16 protein-coding genes are annotated in these 17,814 nt (G+C 69.6%); 11 read left to right on the top strand and 5 right to left on the bottom strand.

Annotation, left to right across the window (positions count from 1 at the left end; translation table 11 throughout):
* Window positions 1-10 precede the first annotated feature (10 nt).
* Complete coding sequence (locus ACEU5R_RS16265; protein ID WP_392410837.1) at window positions 11-955, bottom strand: AEC family transporter; 945 nt, start codon at window positions 953-955, stop codon at window positions 11-13.
* 69 nt (window positions 956-1,024) lie between these two features.
* Complete coding sequence (locus ACEU5R_RS16260; protein WP_103273551.1) at window positions 1,025-1,915, bottom strand: DMT family transporter; 891 nt, start codon at window positions 1,913-1,915, stop codon at window positions 1,025-1,027.
* A gap of 251 nt (window positions 1,916-2,166) precedes the next feature.
* Here ACEU5R_RS16260 and ACEU5R_RS16255 point away from each other — a divergent pair, with 251 nt between their 5' ends.
* Entirely contained in the window at window positions 2,167-2,607 is a 441-nt protein-coding gene (locus ACEU5R_RS16255; protein ID WP_103276388.1) for a GNAT family N-acetyltransferase, read from the top strand.
* Window positions 2,608-2,683: 76 nt separating this feature from the next.
* On the opposite strand, the gene ACEU5R_RS16250 is transcribed toward ACEU5R_RS16255, so the two are convergent.
* The gene (locus ACEU5R_RS16250) at window positions 2,684-3,571 is read right to left on the bottom strand and encodes a LysR family transcriptional regulator (protein WP_103273552.1); all 888 of its coding nucleotides are present in this window, start codon (window positions 3,569-3,571) and stop codon (window positions 2,684-2,686) included.
* Between the two features lie 290 nt (window positions 3,572-3,861).
* Between ACEU5R_RS16250 and ACEU5R_RS16245 the strand changes: the two genes are divergently transcribed.
* The 3 genes from ACEU5R_RS16245 to ACEU5R_RS16235 are packed head-to-tail and all read left to right on the top strand — an operon-like array spanning window position 3,862 to window position 6,858.
* Window positions 3,862-5,280, top strand: a complete 1,419-nt coding sequence (locus tag ACEU5R_RS16245; RefSeq protein ID WP_392410836.1) for an MFS transporter — start codon at window positions 3,862-3,864, stop codon at window positions 5,278-5,280.
* Window positions 5,281-5,338: 58 nt separating this feature from the next.
* The gene (locus ACEU5R_RS16240) at window positions 5,339-6,310 is read left to right on the top strand and encodes a dipeptidase (RefSeq protein ID WP_392410849.1); all 972 of its coding nucleotides are present in this window, start codon (window positions 5,339-5,341) and stop codon (window positions 6,308-6,310) included.
* A gap of 23 nt (window positions 6,311-6,333) precedes the next feature.
* Entirely contained in the window at window positions 6,334-6,858 is a 525-nt protein-coding gene (locus ACEU5R_RS16235) for a DUF5943 domain-containing protein (protein WP_103273555.1), read from the top strand.
* A 98-nt stretch (window positions 6,859-6,956) separates the two neighbouring features.
* On the opposite strand, the gene purU is transcribed toward ACEU5R_RS16235, so the two are convergent.
* Entirely contained in the window at window positions 6,957-7,838 is an 882-nt protein-coding gene (gene purU / locus ACEU5R_RS16230; RefSeq protein ID WP_103273556.1) for a formyltetrahydrofolate deformylase, read from the bottom strand.
* Window positions 7,839-7,862: 24 nt separating this feature from the next.
* On the bottom strand, window positions 7,863-9,134 hold the full coding sequence (glyA, locus tag ACEU5R_RS16225) for a serine hydroxymethyltransferase (RefSeq protein ID WP_392410835.1): 1,272 nt from the start codon (window positions 9,132-9,134) through the stop codon (window positions 7,863-7,865).
* A gap of 245 nt (window positions 9,135-9,379) precedes the next feature.
* On the opposite strand from glyA, the gene ACEU5R_RS16220 reads away from it, so the two are divergent.
* From ACEU5R_RS16220 to ACEU5R_RS16190, 7 genes are all read left to right on the top strand, one after another.
* Complete coding sequence (locus ACEU5R_RS16220; protein ID WP_392410834.1) at window positions 9,380-10,465, top strand: GlxA family transcriptional regulator; 1,086 nt, start codon at window positions 9,380-9,382, stop codon at window positions 10,463-10,465.
* 225 nt (window positions 10,466-10,690) lie between these two features.
* Entirely contained in the window at window positions 10,691-12,079 is a 1,389-nt protein-coding gene (locus ACEU5R_RS16215) for an L-serine ammonia-lyase (RefSeq protein ID WP_392410833.1), read from the top strand.
* A gap of 13 nt (window positions 12,080-12,092) precedes the next feature.
* A complete protein-coding gene (locus ACEU5R_RS16210; RefSeq protein WP_103273560.1) occupies window positions 12,093-13,337 on the top strand; it encodes a sarcosine oxidase subunit beta family protein in 1,245 nt (414 codons plus the stop codon).
* A 19-nt stretch (window positions 13,338-13,356) separates the two neighbouring features.
* Entirely contained in the window at window positions 13,357-13,680 is a 324-nt protein-coding gene (locus ACEU5R_RS16205) for a sarcosine oxidase subunit delta (RefSeq protein WP_392410832.1), read from the top strand.
* Window positions 13,677-16,688 (top strand): sarcosine oxidase subunit alpha family protein, encoded by a 3,012-nt coding sequence (locus ACEU5R_RS16200; protein ID WP_392410831.1) that lies wholly within the window; start codon window positions 13,677-13,679, stop codon window positions 16,686-16,688. The genes ACEU5R_RS16205 and ACEU5R_RS16200 overlap by 4 nt, the downstream gene beginning before the upstream one ends.
* Entirely contained in the window at window positions 16,678-17,319 is a 642-nt protein-coding gene (locus ACEU5R_RS16195; protein ID WP_392410830.1) for a sarcosine oxidase subunit gamma, read from the top strand. Before ACEU5R_RS16200 ends, ACEU5R_RS16195 begins: the two co-directional genes overlap by 11 nt.
* On the top strand, window positions 17,316-17,759 hold the full coding sequence (locus tag ACEU5R_RS16190; RefSeq protein ID WP_103273564.1) for a dihydroneopterin aldolase: 444 nt from the start codon (window positions 17,316-17,318) through the stop codon (window positions 17,757-17,759). Before ACEU5R_RS16195 ends, ACEU5R_RS16190 begins: the two co-directional genes overlap by 4 nt.
* The last annotated feature ends 55 nt before the right edge of the window (window positions 17,760-17,814 follow it).

Genomic DNA, 17,814 nt, shown 5'->3' with positions numbered 1-17,814 from the left:
AGTTGAGACGTCAGTTGATGGGATGGGCGCTGATCCAGGCCACCAGCAGGCTGATGGTGAGCACCGAGGCCAGGGTCGAAACGAGGATGGCGCGCGAGGTCAGGCGGGCGTCGCGCCCGTACATGCGCGCCAGCATGAAGGGGCCGGTGCCGATGGGCAGCGCGCTCATCAGCACGGCGGTCCAGGCCCACAGCGGCGGCATGTCGAACACCAGGAAGGCCAGGGCCGCCGTGGCGGCCGGCTGCAGCAACAGCTTGCCCAGCACCAGCCGCAGCACGCCGGGGCCGGGGCTGGCCGTCTCGGTCCGCGCCAGGAACAGGCCGATGGCCACCAGCGCACAGGGGCTGGCCGAGGCGCCCAGCAGCGTCACGTAGCGGTCCAGCCCTTCGGGCAGCGCGATGCCGGTGGCGGCCCAGGCCAGGCCGGCCACGGGCGCGGCCAGCAGCGGGTTGCGCATCAGCGCCTGGCCGACCTTGAGCAGGGTGGCGCCCAGGCCGGGCGCCTGCTGGCGGTCCAGCTCGATCAGGGCGATGGCGCAGCCGAACAGGACGCTGGCCGTCAGCAGCGTGGCGAAGGCCGCCGGCGCCAGGCTTTCGGCGCCGAACAGGGCCACGCACAGCGGAATGCCCATGTACCCCGCGTTGGCGTAGGCGGCGGCCAGGCCTTCGATGCTGCGGTCGGTCAGGGCGCGCGCCGCGCGGCGGCGGCCGGCGAAACCGGCGACGAAGGTGATGGCGATGCCGCCTGCGAAGGCGCCGACGTAGCCCCAGTGCGTCATGGCGGCCAGATCGACCTGGGTCATGGCGCGGAACAGCAGCGCCGGCAGCGACAGATAGACCACGTAGCGGTTGAGCGCGTCGGTGGCGCCGCTGCCCAGGAGGTTCCAGCGGGCCGCCAGCCAGCCGGTCAGGATCAGCGCGAAGACCGGCAGGGCGGCGGTGATGACGGCGTTCATTGGGGGAAGACGTGGGCGGGGCGGCGCGAAGACGCCCATTCTACTTGGCCGCCGGAGGCCGTGCCCGTGCTACCTGGCGGCCGCCGGCCGCGCCCGCGTCACCAGCAGGATGCCCAGCGCCGCCAGCGCCATGCCCGGCCAGGCCAGCGCCGGGATGGCCTCGTCCAGCGCGGCATAGGCGATCACGGCGGAGCAGGGCGGCACCAGGAAGAACAGCGCGGACACGCGCGAGGCCTCGCCGTGACGCAGCATGGCCAGCAGCAGCGAGATGGCCACCAGCGAGTTGCCCACCACCAGATAGGCCAGCGAGCCGAACAGCGCCCCGGTCCATTCCACCCGCATGGGCTCGAGCCAGACCGCCAGCGGCGCCGTCACCAGGAGACCCACCGAATACTGCACCAGATTCGAGACGACGGGATGCGTGTCCGTCCCGTGGCGCTTTTCATACAGCGTGCCGCCGGTGATGCACAGCAGCGCCGCCACCGCGTAGGCCAGTCCCGCCGCCGATTGCAGGTCCACCGAGGCCTTGGCCACGATCACCAGGCCGGCGCCGAGCACGCCCAGCGTCAGCCCGGCCCAGCGCCGCGCATCGACGCGCTCGCGGGCGATGGCCGGAGCCAGCAGACCGACCAGGATGGGTTGCAGCGAGGTGATCAGGGCCACGCCGCCGGCCGAGATGCCGTGCGCCAGCGCCAGGTAGGTGAAGCCGAAGTAGCCGGCCTGCAGCAGCAGCCCCACCATGGCCAGATGCGTCCATGCGCGCGGGCTGGCCGGCATGGGCGGGCGCAGCGCTGGCAGCAGCGGCGCCAGCAGCGCGACGACGCAGGCATAGCGCAGCGCCAGGAAGGTCAGCGGGTCGGCGTGGGCCAGGCCGATCTTCAGCACGACGAAGCCGCTGGACCACAGCAGCAGGAACACGAGGGGCGCGGATTTCAACCAAAGCGGAGCAGGGGTGGGCATGGTGTCCGGTTCGTGGCGAAAGCAAGCCACGATGGTACGCCCATTTGGCTGAATAGTTGCAATTGCATCTATTCGCCGTTTTCCGCCGATCTGTTGTTTCCTGTCGATCCATTGCGTCAGGTCGCTGTTTTCTCCCGGTTCATTTGAGAGAATATGACTGGCAAGGCGGTCTCGCGCGCTGGGGCATTTTCCCGATGGCGGCCGTCCTTGGCATGGAAACCATGATCAGCCCGGGCAGCAAGGAAACACGCATGAAAGCCGCGACATCAAGCATACGCATCACTTTGGGAACCTGGGACCGCCTGCGCGAGGATGCGACCAGCGTGCGCCACGAGGTCTTCGTGGTCGAGCAGCGCGTGCCGGTCGAGGTCGAACTCGACGACGACGACGCGGTGTCGGTGCACGCGGTGGCCTACGATACGGACGGCACGGCGGTGGGCACCGGACGCCTGTTGCCCGACGGCCACATCGGCCGCATGGCCGTGCGCAAGCGCGCGCGCGGCCTGGGCGTGGGCGGGCAGATCCTGGACGCGCTGATCGGCCAGGGGCACGGCGACGGGCACCGCATGCTGGTGCTGCACGCGCAGACGCACGCCGCCGGTTTCTACGAAGCGCACGGGTTCCAGGTGGAAGGCGAGGAATTCATGGAAGCCGGCATCGCCCATGTGGTGATGACGCGCACGCTGGCCTAAAGGCTCGGCGGCTCGGCGGCCGGGCCCGGGAGCGGGCCGGGTGCGGGCCGGGTGCGCGGGGCGCGGGTCGGCCGGGTCAGGCGTCGGGCAGGCCCCAGGTGGCCCGCAGCGCGCTCACCACCGCGACCATGGCCGGGTCGGACTGCCGTTCGACGGCATGGATGAAGGACAGGCGCGCCGTGGCGGCACAGGTCCGCAAGCGCTTCAGTTCACCGCGCGCCTCGCCCATCTCGGCCAGTTCCTGGCGCAGCAGGCCGATGCCCACGCCCGCCGCCACCAGCGCGTGGATGACGGCTTCGTGGTCGGCTTCCATCACTTCCAGGCGCGGCGCGCCGATCTGCTGCTGGATCTCGCGCATCATGTCGAAATGGGCGCTGCGCGGACTCATCCGGATCCAGGGCAGCGCAAGCAGCGCGTCCGGGTCGGGATTGGCCGGCACATCCCAGGCGGCCGGCATCACCAGCTCGAACACCATGTTTTTCAGGGGCACTTCGGCGATGCCGGGCAGGCTGTTTCGACAGACCGAGATGGCCGCGTCGATTTCCGCGATGCGCAGCGCGTCGTAGAACCAGCTGATCCGCCCGACCTGCAGGTCGACCCGCAGACCGGGGTAGTCGCGCGCGAGCCGTTGCATCAGCGCGCCGACGCGCATCACGGCCGGGTCGTACATGGCCAGCCCGATGCGCAGCTGCCCGGCCACGGCGCCGCGCCGCGACTTGGCTGCGTTGACGAATTCGCCGAAGGCGTCGATCACCTTTTCCGCGCGCAGCTTGAGATCCTGTCCGGCGCCCGTCAGCGTCAGGGCCGTCGGCGTGCGCAGCAGCAGCTTCACGTCCAGCGCTTCCTCAAGGCTCTTGATCTGCCCGCTGACGGCGGGCTGCGTCAGGTGCAGGGCCTCGGCGGTCTTCGTGATGCTGCCCAGCCGGGCCACGGTGACGAAGGTGCGCAAGTGCTTGATGTCCATGGGCCGAGTCTTCCTGAGCGCGATCTGCGGGCGGACGCCGCGAGGGGTTGTGCAGGCTCCCCATTAGTGTGCCGGGCGGGCACAAGGCGGCGTTATACCCCCCATCAGAATATGCGATTTTACGGCGCGCATGACGGCGTTTAGCCTTGCTTTCACCGCGCATCCCGACATGCGCGGTCTCGCGGGCAAGGAGGGCGGCAGCGCGCAGTCATGTCCTCCCTGGCGGCCGTGCCGTTCATCCGGCGACGCGTCGCGATCCCTGCGGGCATATCGCATATTCAGGGGAAAACATGAGCCAGCAGCGCAGCACCGCGGCCTACAGCGCCGCCGCACGTCTTGAACGCCTGCCGATCAGCGGCTACCACCGCGTCATCTTCATCATCATCGCGGGCGCCTTCTTCTTCGATTCCATCGACCTGGGCATGATGACCTTCGTGCTGGGCTCCATCAAGCAGGAGTTCGGCCTGAGCACCGCGCAGGCGGGACTGCTGGCCAGCGCCAGCTTCCTGGGCATGGCGGCCGGCGCGGCGCTGTCCGGGCTGCTGGCCGACAGGTTCGGCCGCAAGCCGGTGTTCCAGGTGAGCATGATCATCTGGGGCGTGGCCAGCTACCTGTGCTCCACCGCCGCCAGCGCCCAGGAACTGATCTTCTACCGCGTGCTGCTGGGCCTGGGCATGGGCATGGAATTTCCCATCGCCCAGACCATCCTGTCCGAGTTCACGCCCACCCGCCAGCGCGGCCGCTACATCGCCCTGATGGACGGCTTCTGGCCGCTGGGTTTCATCACCGCCGGCCTGATTGCCTACTACCTGCTGTCGGTGGCGGACTGGCGCACCGTCTTCGTGGTGCTGGCGATTCCGGCAGCCTTCCTGCTGGTGGTGCGGCGCTACGTGCCGGAATCGCCGCGCTGGCTGGAGCACGCCGGCCGCCACGACGAGGCCGAGCGCGTCCTGAGCGACATCGAGGCCAGGGTCAGCAGGAGCCTGGGCGTGCGGACGCTGCCGGAGCCGGTCGAGATCCATGCCGCCGCGCCGGAAAAGCGCGGCGCGCTGGGCCTGCTGTTCTCGGCGCAGTACCGCAGCCGCACCATCATGGTGTGGGGCCTGTGGTTCTTCGCGCTGCTGGGTTTTTACGGGTTGACCACCTGGCTGGGGGCGCTGCTGCAGCAGGCCGGCTTCGCCGTGACCAAGTCCGTGATGTACACGGTGCTGATCTCGCTGGGCGGCATTCCCGGCTTTCTCTGCGCCGCCTGGCTGGTCGAGAAATGGGGGCGTAAGCCCACCTGCATCGCCGCGCTGCTGGGCGGCGCGCTGGCCGTGTACGCCTACGGCCAGACCGCGATCCTGGCGGGCAGCGAGACGCCGCTGATCGTCTCCGGCCTGATCATGCAGTTCTTCCTGTTCGGCATGTGGGCGGTGCTGTACGCCTACACGCCCGAACTCTATTCGACCGGCGCGCGCGCGACCGGATCGGGGTTCGCGTCGGCCGTGGGGCGGGTGGGATCGCTGCTGGGCCCGTACCTGGTGGGCGTGGTGCTGCCGAACTGGGGGCAGGGCGGCGTGTTCACGGTCGGGGCGGGCTGTTTCTTCGTCGCCGCGCTGCTGGTCTATGTGCTGGGCGTGGAAACGCGCGGCATCTCGCTGGAAGAACTGTCGGCGCGCCAGCCCGAGCCGTCCGCGCGGGCGGTGAGCGTGCCGCGCACACGCTGAGCAAGGAGCATGCATGAACACACCGCATATGAACGCAGCACTCAAAGACGCACCGCATATGAACGCGCTGCATCAACGCAGCATCGTCATCGACGGCCTGATCATCGCCAAGTGGGACCGCTCGATCTTCGAGGACATGCGGCGCGGCGGGCTCAGCGCGGCCAGCTGCACGGTCTCGGTCTGGGAAGGGTTCCAGGACACGGTCGCCAACATCGCCGACATGAAGGCGCTGATTCGCGACTGCCAGGATCTGGCCATCCTGGTGCGCACGGCCGAGGATATCCCGCGGGCCAAGCGCGAGGGCAAGGTCGGCGTCATCCTGAGCTTCCAGAACGCCCATGCCTGCGAGGATCACCTGGGCCATGTCGAGGCCTTCGCCGACATGGGCGTGCGCGTGATCCAGCTTTGCTACAACACCCAGAACCTGGTCGGCACCGGCTGCTACGAGCGCGACGGCGGCCTGTCGGGCTACGGGCAGGAGCTGATCCGGGAAATGAACCGCGTCGGCATCATGGTGGACCTGTCCCATGTCGGCGGCCGGACCTCGCGCGAGGCAATCCTGGCCTCCACCCGGCCGGTCTGCTATTCGCACTGCGCGCCGCTGGGCCTGAAGGAGCATCCGCGCAACAAGTCCGACGACGAGCTGCGCTTCATCGCCGACCATGGCGGCTTCGTCGGCGTCACCATGTTCCCGCCCTTCCTGCGGCGCGGGGTCGAGGCGACGGTCGACGACTATGTGGAAGCCATCGGCTACACCATCGACCGGGTCGGCGAAGACTGCGTGGGCGTGGGCACGGACTTCACCCAGGGCTACGACAAGGGCTTTTTCGACTGGATCACGCACGACAAGGGGCGCTACCGCAGGCTCACGGACTTCGGTCCCATCCTGAACCCGGAGGGCATTCGCACCATCGGCGAATTTCCCAACCTGACCGACGCCATGGCGCGCGCGGGCTGGCCCGAATCGCGCATCGAAAAAGTCATCGGCGCGAATTGGCTGCGCGTGTTCGGCGAAGTCTGGGCGACCTGATCCCGTTCATTCCGGAGACACATATGCATCCGCAAGTTCCCATCGACGTTGACGAGAAGACCGGCGTCTGGACCACCGACGCCTTGCCCATGCTCTACGTGCCGCGCCACTTCCTGGTCAACAACCACGAGGCGGTGGAGCAGGCGCTGGGGCGCGAGGCCTATGCCGCCATCCTCTATGCGGCAGGCCACAAGTCGGCGTACTACTGGTGCGACCGCGAAGCCCGGCAGCACGGCATACGCGGGGTCGATGTCTTCGCCCACTATCTGACCCGGATCTCGCAGCGCGGCTGGGGGCAGTTCTCCATCGCCGGCATCGACCCGGAGCGGGCCACGGCCGACATCGAGCTGCGCCATTCCGCCTTCGTGCTCCAGGCTCACGAAGGGGAGGGCAAGCGCTGCCATATGTTCGCGGGCTGGTTCGCCGGCGCCATGGATTGGGTGTCGCTCGATGCGGGCTCCACGCTGCGCGCCCGTTGCCATGAGGCTGTGTGCGCCGGCGAGCATGGACCGGAACACGCCTGCGTGTTCGACGTCCGGCCCATGTGAGCGAGACGGCCGCGCGGGACCGATCCATGCGCGCGGGCGTCATCCCGGGTAGTCGCGCCAACCCCGGGGCCGGCGGCGACTGCCCGGCCTGCCGGCGGCTACAGCACCACCGTCCGGTTGTCGTTGATGAAGACGCGGCGTTCGAGATACAGCCGCACGGCCCGCGCCAGCGCCACGCATTCCATGTCGCGTCCTGCGGCGAGCAACTGCGCGGGGTCGTAGCTGTGGTCCACGCGGTCCACCATCTGTTCGATGATGGGGCCTTCGTCCAGATCCCCGGTCACGAAGTGCGCGGTGGCCCCGATCAGTTTGACGCCGCGTTCGAAGGCCTGGTGATAGGGGCGCGCGCCCTTGAAGCCGGGCAGGAACGAATGGTGGATGTTGATGGCCCGGCCCGCCAGCCGCGCCGTGGCGTCGGGCGACAGCACCTGCATGTAGCGCGCCAGCACCACCAGGTCCGCGCCGCTGTCCTCCACCAGCCGCAGCAGCCGGGCCTCCTGTTCGGGCTTGGTCTGCGGCGTGACGGGAAGGTGGTGGAAGGCGATCGCGTGTTCCCGCGCCAGGGGGAGCAGGTCGGGGTGGTTGGACACGATGGCGGCGATGTCCATGCGCAGCTCGTCCATGCGCCAGCGGAACAGCAGGTCCGCCAGGCAGTGGTCCAGCCTGGACACCATGATGATCACCTTGGGCCGCCGCGTCAGGTCGTACACCTGCCAGGACATGTCGAAGCGCGCCGCGATGTCGGCGAAATCGCGCTTCAAGGCATCCAGTTCCAGCGGCTGCGCCGCCACGCCGTGAAAGATGCAGCGCAGGAAGAAGCGCTGCTTGCTCTTGTCGTCGAAGACCGCCAGTTCATCGACATAGCCGCCGCGCCGGTCCAGGAACCCGACCACGGCGGCGACCTGTCCTGGTTCGCTGGGGCAGGTCAGGGTCAGGCAGAACGGGTGGGGCGTAGGGGTATGGGCGTCCTGGGCGTGCATGGCGGAGGTCCTCTGGCTGGCGACTCAGGCGGCGTCCTGGGCGGGCGCGCCGTACACGGGGTAGCGGCGGCACAGCGCCTGCACTTCATCCGCGACCGTGGCGATGATGGCGGGATTCTGATGATCGTCGAGCACGTCGCAGATCCAGTCCGCCACGTCGCGGACTTCGGCCTCGCCGAAGCCGCGCGAGGTCACGGCTGGCGTGCCGATACGGATGCCGCTGGTGACGAAGGGCGGCTGGGGGTCGTTCGGGACGGCGTTCTTGTTCACGGTGATGCCGGCCTGGCCCAGGGCCGCGTCGGCGTCCTTGCCGGTCAGGGACTTGCCCGTCAGGTCCACCAGCAGCAGGTGGTTGTCGGTGCCGCCGGACACGATCTTGTAGCCCCGGTCCTGGAAGGTGGCGGCCATGGCGCGCGCGTTCGCCAGCACCTGACGCTGGTAGCCGGCGAAATCCGCCTGCTGCGCCTCCTTGAACGCCACCGCCTTGGCCGCGATCACGTGCATCAGCGGGCCGCCCTGGATGCCGGGGAACACCATCGAGGCGATCTTCTTTTCGATATCCGGATTGGCGCGGCCCATGATGAGACCGCCGCGCGGACCCCGGAGCGTCTTGTGCGTGGTGGTGGTGACGATGTCCGCGTAAGGCACCGGATTGGGATACAGCCCGGCCGCGACCAGGCCGGCCACGTGCGCGATGTCGACGAACAGCCAGGCGCCGACGCTGTCGGCGATCGCGCGCAGCCGGGGGAAATCCAGGTGGCGCGAATAGGCGGAAAAACCGGCCACCAGCATGCGCGGGCGATGCTCCTGCGCCAGCCGGAACAGCGCGTCATAGTCGATCAGGCCCTCGGCGTCGACGCCGTACTGCACGGCCTGGTAGAGCTTGCCCGAGAAATTCACCTTGGCCCCGTGCGTCAGGTGGCCGCCATGCGCCAGGCTCATGCCCGCCACCGTGTCGCCGGGCGTCAGCAGGGCCTGGTAGACCGCCGCGTTGGCCTGCGAGCCGGAATGCGGCTGCACGTTGGCCCAGTCGGCGCCGAACAACGCGCAGGCGCGCTCGATGGCCAGCCGCTCCACCTCGTCCACATGCTCGCAGCCGCCGTAGTAGCGCTTGCCGGGATAGCCTTCCGCATACTTGTTCGTCAATGCCGATCCCTGCGCCTGCAGCACGCGCGGGCTGGCGTAATTCTCGGAGGCGATCAGTTCGATGTGGTCTTCCTGGCGGCGGGTTTCGGCGCGCATCGCCGCCCACAGCGCCGGATCGAAATCTTCTATGTTCATGCGGGTCGAGAACATGGGACCGTTCCTTGCAGGGAAGTGAGGGGAAAGTGGCCGCGCGCGCTGTCGTCGCGCGATGCGGCGGACTGGACGCAGTACAGCATCGCGGCCCGGCGCGCGACTAGAACGGAACCGCCTCGGCGACGGCATATTCGCGCCAGCCGCGAACTGCCCCTGGCGCCGCATCTCTGGAATAATGGCTCGGCGGCGCCGTCGAGCCGCCACGCACGCTGCCGCACCGTACAAGGGATTCCCGCCACGCCATGAACGCTCCCGACGCGCAGGACGGCGCGCCCGTCCGCTTCGGCATCATCCTGCTGCCGGACTTCACCTTGACGGCCTTTTCGGGGCTGGTGGACGTGCTGCGCCTGGCGAGCGACGAGGGCGACAACAGCCGCCCGCGCCGCTGCTCCTGGGAAATACTGGGAGAGAATCCGCAACCGGTGCGGGCGAGCTGCGGCGTGCAGATCGCGCCCTGGAGCCTGTTCGGCCGTCCCGATGCCTACGACTATCTGGTCGTGGTGGGCGGACTGTTGCGCGCGACGCCCGAAATCAGCAAGACGACGCTGGATTTCATCCACGCGGCGGGCGGTTCGCGCACGACGCTGGTGGGGGTGTGCACCGGCGCCTTCGCGCTGATGCGCGCCGGCGTGCTGGACGGGCACCGGGTCTGCGTCAGCTGGTTCCACTACTGGGACTTCCTGGAGCAATTCCCGCAGGCCGACGCCAATCTGCTGGTGGCCGACCGGCTCTACGTCGAGGACCGCCGCCGCATCACCTGCTCGGGCGGTCGCGCTTCGATTGACGTGGGGGCGGCGATCCTGGCGCGCCATGTCCCGCCGGCCGCCGTGCAGAAGGCGCTGCGCATCCTGCAGGTCGACGAACCCGGGCGCTACAACGCGCCGCAGCCGCAGCCGCATCTGCCCGGGGCCGCGCCGTCCAGCCATCCCAAGGTCAGGCGCGCCATCCTGCTCATGGAGCAGCACCTGAGTCAGGCGCTGACGGTGGAAGCGTTGGCGAAGAAACTCGACATGTCGGTGCGGCAGCTTGAGCGCCTGTTCAAGGAAGACACCGGCAAGTCGCCCCAGGCCTACGCGCGCGCGATGCGCCTGGGCGTGGCCGCCTGGATGCTGCGGCAATCCGGCAAGACCGTCGCCGCCATCGCGTCGGCCTGCGGGTTCTCGGATGCGTCCCACATGGGGCGCGAATTCCGCCAGGCCTACGGCGTGCCGCCGGGCGTCTATCGCGCGGGCGGCCGGCAGGAAGCGGCCACGCAGGCGGCGGGCGCGGCTCCGGCTGATGGGGCCGATTACGCGGAGCTGTTTCCCAACCGCTCGCAGTTTTACTAGGGCAGGTCAGCGCCGGCAAGGGCACGCCGGCAAGGGCTGGGCTCCGATGCCGGCCGGCAGTCGGCCGGCACGGGCCACTCGCGGCGGCCCCGAGCCCTTGCCGATGCGGCGAGCGCTGGCGGGCCGATCCCTGCGCGATGCCGCATTTGTTCTATCTGCCGCTTGCGCCCTTTGATGTACTGGCGTCCAACGCCGTCCGCACCCCGTGGACGCAGGAACCGCCAGATGAACGTCAGCGCCTTCGACCTGTTCAAGATCGGCATCGGACCCTCCAGCTCGCACACGGTGGGTCCGATGATCGCCGCCAGCCGTTTCGCCGCGCGCCTGGCGCGGACGGGCGCGCTGGCCGCCGTGCGCGGCGTGCGGGTCGAGCTGTACGGCTCGCTGGGCGCGACCGGCAAGGGGCACGGGACCGACAAGGCCGTGATGCTGGGCCTGGAAGGCTGCCTGCCCGACCGCATCGACCCGGACGAGGTCGAGCCGCGCCTGGCGCGGATCCGCCAGGGGCTGTGCCTGGCGCTCGCCGGGACCAACGTCATCGATTTCGAGGAAAAGGCGCATCTGTTCTATTTCCGCCGCCTGCTGGGCGCGGTCCAGGCCGGCGCGCATTCCAATGGCATGCGGTTCCTGGCCGTCGACGGGCAGGGCGGACCGCTGGCGGAGGGCATCTATTACTCGATCGGCGGCGGCTTCGTGGTCGATGGCCAGGGTGGAAAGGGGGACGACGCCGTTGCGCCCGCCGGCCTGCCGCATCCGTTTCGCACCGGCGCCGACCTGCTGGGCGCCTGCCGCGCAAGCGGGCTGTCCATCGCCCAGGTGGTGCTGCGCAACGAGTGCGCGCGGCGAACGCCGTCGGCGGTGCGCGCCGGCCTGCTGGACATCTGGTCGGCCATGAGCGCCTGCGTCGAGCGCGGCTGCCGCATGGAGGGCGAGCTGCCCGGCCCCTTGCGCGTCAAGCGCCGCGCGCCCGAGCTGCGCCGCCAGCTGCGCGCCCGGTCCGAGGAATCGCTGCGCGATCCGCTCGCCATGCTGGATTGGGTCAACCTGTACGCCATGGCCGTCAACGAAGAGAACGCCGCCGGCGGCCGCGTGGTCACCGCGCCGACCAACGGCGCGGCCGGCGTGATCCCGGCGGTGCTGCATTACTACGCGCGCTTCGTGCCGGGCGCGAATGACGACGGCATCGTCGATTTCCTGCTGACCGCCGCCGCCATCGGCGCCATCTACAAGGAAACCGCGTCGATCTCGGGCGCCGAGGTCGGCTGCCAGGGCGAGGTCGGGGTGGCCTGCTCCATGGCCGCGGCGGCGCTGGCGGCGGTGATGGGCGGCACGCCCGAGCAGGTCGAGAACGCGGCCGAGATCGGCATGGAGCACAACCTGGGCATGACCTGCGACCCGGTCGGCGGACGCGTGCAGATTCCCTGCATCGAGCGCAACGCCATGGGCGCGATCAAGGCCATCAACGCCTCGCGCATGGCGCTCAAGGGCGCCGGCCAGCACTACGTGCCGCTGGACGCCGTCATCAAGACCATGCGCGAGACGGGAGCCGACATGAAGACCAAATACAAGGAGACGTCGCGCGGCGGCCTGGCCGTGAACGTCGTCGAATGCTGAGGGAGTCCGGGACATGAGCCGTTATTCCATTTTCAGCCTGTTGCGCAACGGGCTGTCCTATCACCAGAACTGGCAGCGCCAGTGGAAGAGTCCGGCGCCGCGCGCCGCCTACGACGTGGTCATCGTCGGCGGCGGCGGCCATGGCCTGGCCACCGCCTATTACCTGGCCAAGGAGCACGGCATCACCAACGTGGCCGTGCTGGAAAAGGGCTGGATCGGGGGCGGCAACACGGCCCGCAACACCACCATCGTGCGTTCCAATTACCTGTGGGACGAATCGGCCGCGCTCTATGAAAAGGCGATGAAGCTGTGGGAAGGGCTGTCGCAGGACCTGAACTACAACGTGATGTTCAGCCAGCGCGGCGTGATGAACCTGGCGCACACCCTGCAGGACGTGCGCGACACCCAGCGGCGCGTGAACGCCAACCGGCTCAACGGCATCGACGCCGAGTTCCTCACGCCCGCCCAGGTCCAGGAAATCGAACCCGCCATCAACCTGGACAGCCGCTACCCGGTGCTGGGCGCGTCGATCCAGCGGCGCGCGGGCGTGGCCCGGCATGACGCGGTGGCCTGGGGCTACGCGCGCGGCGCCGACCGCGCCGGCGTCCACATCATCCAGAACTGCCAGGTGACCGGCATCCGCCGCGAGGGCGGGGCGGTGGTCGGCGTCGAGACCACGCAGGGCTACATCAAGGCCGCCAAGGTCGCCGTGGTGGCCGCCGGCAACACCACCACGCTCGCCGACATGGCCGGCGTGCGCCTGCCACTGGAAAGCCATCCGTTGCAGGCGCTGGTATCCGAGCCGCTCAAGCCGGTGCTCAACTCCGTGATCATGTCCAACGCCGTCCATGCCTACATCAGCCAGTCGGACAAGGGCGATCTGGTCATCGGCGCGGGCATCGACCAGTACACCGGCTTCGGGCAGCGCGGCAGCTTCCAGATCATCGAGGGCACGCTGGGCGCGATCGTGGAAATGTTCCCCGCCTTCTCGCGCGTGCGCATGAACCGCCAGTGGGGCGGCATCGTCGACGTGTCGCCCGACGCCTGCCCCATCATCAGCAAGACCCCGGTCCAGGGGCTGTACTTCAACTGTGGCTGGGGCACGGGCGGCTTCAAGGCCACGCCGGGATCGGGCTGGGTGTACGCCCACACCATCGCGCGCGACGCGCCCCATCCGCTGAACGCGCCGTTCTCGCTGGACCGCTTCTATACCGGCCACCTGATCGACGAGCACGGCGCCGCCGCCGTCGCGCACTGAACCCTGCCTGGAGAGCTGCATGCTGCTGATCGAATGTCCTTACTGCGGCCCGCGCGCGGAGTCCGAATTCTCCTGCGGCGGCGAGGCCGACATCGCGCGCCCGCTGCATCCCGAACAACTCACCGACCGTGAATGGGGCGACTACCTGTTCATGCGCAGGAATCCCCGTGGCCCGCATCGCGAGCAGTGGGTGCACGCGCAGGGCTGTCGCCGCTGGTTCAAGGTGCTGCGCGATACCGTCAGCTACCAGATCCTGGGTTATGAGACCTTCGCCCCGGGCGCGTCCGCCGCCGGGGCCGATGCCGCTGGGGCTGATGCCGCCGGGCAGGGAGGCGCGCAATGAAACAGGTCGACCGAATGGAGGCAGGGGGGCGCATCGACCGTTCCCAGCCCCTGCATTTCACGTTCAACGGCGTGGCGTACCAGGGCTACCCGGGCGACACGCTGGCCTCGGCGCTGTTGGCCAATGGCCTGCGTTTCGTCGCCCGCAGCTTCAAGTACCACCGCCCGCGCGGCATCGTCGCGGCGGGGGTGGAGGAACCCAACGCCGTTGTGCAGCTCGAAGCCGGGCCATACAGCGTGCCGAATGCGCGCGCCACCGAGATCGAGCTGTACCAGGGCCTGGCGGCGTCCAGCGTGAATGCGGAACCGTCGCTGGAGCGCGACCGCCTGACCATCAACCAGCGGCTGGCGCGCTTCCTGCCCGCCGGCTTCTATTACAAGACCTTCATGTGGCCGCGCCGCCTGTGGCCCCGTTACGAGGCCAGGATCCGCGCGGCCGCCGGCCTGGGCAGCGCGCCGGATGCCCGCGATGCCGAGCGCTACGACAAGCGCTACGCCCATTGCGATGTGCTGGTGGTGGGCGGCGGACCGGCGGGATTGGCGGCCGCCGACGCGGCAGCCGCGACCGGCGCGCGTGTGATCCTGGTGGACGAGCAGCGCGAGCTGGGCGGCAGCCTGCTGTCCTGCCCGGCCGAGATCGACGGCGAGCCGGCATTGCGCTGGGCCGGGCGCATCGAGGCGGGCCTGCGCCAGCGGCCTGATGTCCGGATCCTGACGCGCGGCACGGCCTTCGGCTACCAGGACCACAACCTGGTGACCGTCGCCCAGCGGCTGACCGATCATCTGCCGGTGCGGATGCGCGCGGGTTCGCGCGAGCTGCTGTGGAAGATCCGGGCCGGACGGGTGATCCTGGCGACCGGCGCGCACGAGCGTCCGCTGGTGTTCGGCAACAACGACCTGCCTGGCGTGATGCTGGCCTCGGCCGTGTCGGCCTATATCCATCGTTATGGCGTGCTGCCCGGGCGCGATGCGGTGCTGTTCACCAACAATGACCGCGCCTATCAGGCGGCCATCGATCTGGCCGATTGCGGCGCCCGGGTCGTCGTGGTGGATGCCCGCGCCCCGGTCGACGGCATCCTGCCGGACGCCGCCAGGCGCCTGGGCGTGACCGTGATGGCCGGCGCCGTCGTGATGGCCGCGCACGGCAAGCGGCGGGTCGCGTCCGTCGATGTGCACGCGTATGCCAAGGGCCAGTCCGGCGGGCGCGTCGCGACCTTGCCATGCGATCTGCTGGCGATGTCGGGCGGCCTGAGCCCGGTGCTGCACCTGCACGCGCAATCCGGCGGCAAGCCGCAGTGGCTGGAGCGCAAGGCCTGCTTCGTGCCCGGCAAGAGCGTGCAGGCCGAGGCCAGCGTGGGGGCTGCGGCCGGCGAGTTCGACCTGTGTCTCGCGCTGGCGCAGGCAACCCGCGCTGGCGCCGAAGCCGCCAGCGCCGCCGGCTTCTCCGTCTCGACGGCGCTGCCCGTTCCCCGGGCGGCGTCCACCGCCGAGGACGCGCTGATGCCGCTGTGGCTGGCGGGCGGTCCGGACGCGGCCGCGCGCGGCCCCAAGCAGTTCGTCGACTTCCAGAACGACGTGGCGGCGTCCGACATCCTGCTGGCCGCGCGCGAGGGCTTCGAATCCGTCGAGCACGTCAAGCGCTATACGGCGATGGGCTTCGGCACGGACCAGGGCAAGCTCGGCAACATCAACGGCATGGCCATCCTGGCGCAGGCCCTGGGCAAGTCCATCCCCGAGACTGGCACCACCACCTACCGGCCGAACTACACGCCGGTCTCGTTCGGCGCCTTCGCCGGACGCGAGCTGGGCGAGTTCCTCGATCCGGTGCGCAAGACCTGCCTGCACGAATGGCACGCCGGGCGCGGCGCGCTGTTCGAGGACGTGGGCAACTGGAAGCGGCCCTGGTACTACCCGCGGCGGGGCGAGGACCTGCACGCCGCCGTGCGCCGGGAATGCCTGGCGGTGCGCAACGGCGTCGGCATCCTGGACGCGTCCACGCTGGGCAAGATCGATATCCAGGGACCGGACGCGGTGGCCCTGCTGAACTGGATGTACACCAATCCCTGGGGCAAGCTCGAGATCGGCAAATGCCGCTACGGGCTGATGCTGGACGAGAACGGCATGGTGTTCGACGATGGCGTCACGACAAGGCTGGGCGAGCATCACTTCATGATGACCACCACCACGGGCGGCGCGGCGCGCGTGCTGTCCTGGATGGAGCGCTGGCTGCAGACCGAATGGCCGCAGCTGAAAGTCCGGCTGGCCTCGGTGACCGATCATTGGGCCACCTTCGCGGTCGCCGGTCCGAAAAGCCGCGCGGTGCTGCGCAAGGTCTGCGGCGACATCGATTTCTCGAACGAGGCGTTTCCCTTCATGAGCTATCGGGACGGCCTGGCCGCCGGCGTTCCGGCGCGCGTGATGCGGATCAGCTTTTCCGGCGAGCGCGCCTACGAGGTGAACGTGCCCGCGAATGCCGGCCGCGCGGTCTGGGAGGCCCTGATGGCGGCGGGCGAGGAATTCGGCATCACGCCCTACGGCACCGAGACCATGCACGTGCTGCGCGCGGAGAAGGGCTACATCATCGTCGGGCAGGACACCGACGGCTCGGTCACGCCGCAGGACCTGGGCATGGGCGGGCTGGTGGCCAAGACCAAGGATTGCCTGGGCAAGCGCTCGCTGGCGCGCTCGGATACGGCCAAGCCGGGGCGCAAGCAGTTCGTGGGCCTCCTGACCGAGGACGCGCAGCGCGTGCTGCCCGAAGGGGCGCAGATCGTCGAACGCGATCTGCGCGTGACGCCGGGCGAGCCCACGCCCATGATCGGACATGTGACGTCCAGCTACTACAGTCCCATCCTGCGCCGTTCGATCGCGCTGGCGCTGGTGCGGGGCGGCCTGGACCGGATGGGCGAACGCGTCGAAGTGTCGCTGGCCGATGGTCGCGGCGCGATCGCCGTCATCGCCAGCCCGGTTTTCTACGATGCCCAAGGGGAGCGACAGCATGCGGAGTGAAACGGATATGGTGGCGGCCGCCGGCACGGCGCGCGGCGGCGCGGGGGGCCTGATGCTGGAGTCGCCGCTCGTCGGCGTGGCGGATCTGCTGCGGGCGCAAGAAGGGGCGTCAACCCGATTCGCGTTGCGCGAACGCGCGTTTCTCGATCTGGTGAACGTCAGGGGCGAGCCCTCCGACGCTGCCTTCGTCGAGGCCGTCGCCGCCGTGGCGGGCCTGCGCCTGCCAGCCGAACCCAATACCGTGGCGCGCGGCGAACGTTACGACGCGCTATGGCTGGGGCCGGACGAATGGCTGCTGCGTTCGGTCGAGCCGGCGCCGGCCGGCGGGCTGCATGCGCGCCTGTCCTCGGCCCTGGCCGGCGCCGACGCGGCGGCGGTGGACGTGGGCAGCGGCTACTCGGTGCTGGAAATCAGCGGCGCGCAGGCGCGCGAAGCGCTGGCCCGTGGCTGCCCGCTGGACCTGCACCCGCGCGTGTTCAAGACCGGGCAATGCGCGCAGAGCCATTTTTTCAAGACGGCGATCGTGCTCGCACCCACGGGCGACGAGCGCATGGATCTGGTCGTGCGCCGCAGCTTCGCCGACTATTTCTGTCGCATCCTGCTCGACGCCGCGGCGCCCCTGCTCGCATGAACTCGTTGCGAGACGCGCCGCGTGACGTGCTGGACGACGCGGATGCGCGGGCCTGGGCGCGCGGCTGGACCGTGTTCGTCGACGGCTACACCGTGGCGGCCCGGATCGGCCTCTATCCGCATGAGCATCTGGCGCCCCAGCCCATCGTGATCGACGCGCGGCTCGGCTGCCTGGGCGAGCCCGACGAGGACGGCGTCTGGATCGACTACGACGGTTTCTGCGCGCGCGTGGCGGCGTTTCTTGCCGGCAGGCCGCATACCCGGCTGCTCGAAACCCTGGTGGCGGACCTAGCGGCGCTGTCGTTCCAGACCTGGCCCGCGCTGGGCGCGCTGACGCTGGCCGTGCACAAGCCGGGCATCCGGCCCGATGCGCGGCGCGTCGGCGTGGCGCTGGCGTGGACGCGGGACGATTATCTGCGCTGGTGCGCGGGGAAGGGATAAAAGCGGGATGCGAGGCCGGCGGTCGTTGCCCAGGGCAGAAAGCCAGGGGCTGATG

This window comes from Achromobacter sp. 413638 (assembly GCF_043119405.1).
In the GTDB taxonomy this organism is placed as follows: domain Bacteria; phylum Pseudomonadota; class Gammaproteobacteria; order Burkholderiales; family Burkholderiaceae_B; genus Achromobacter.
This window is presented reverse-complemented; position numbering and strand designations above follow the sequence as displayed.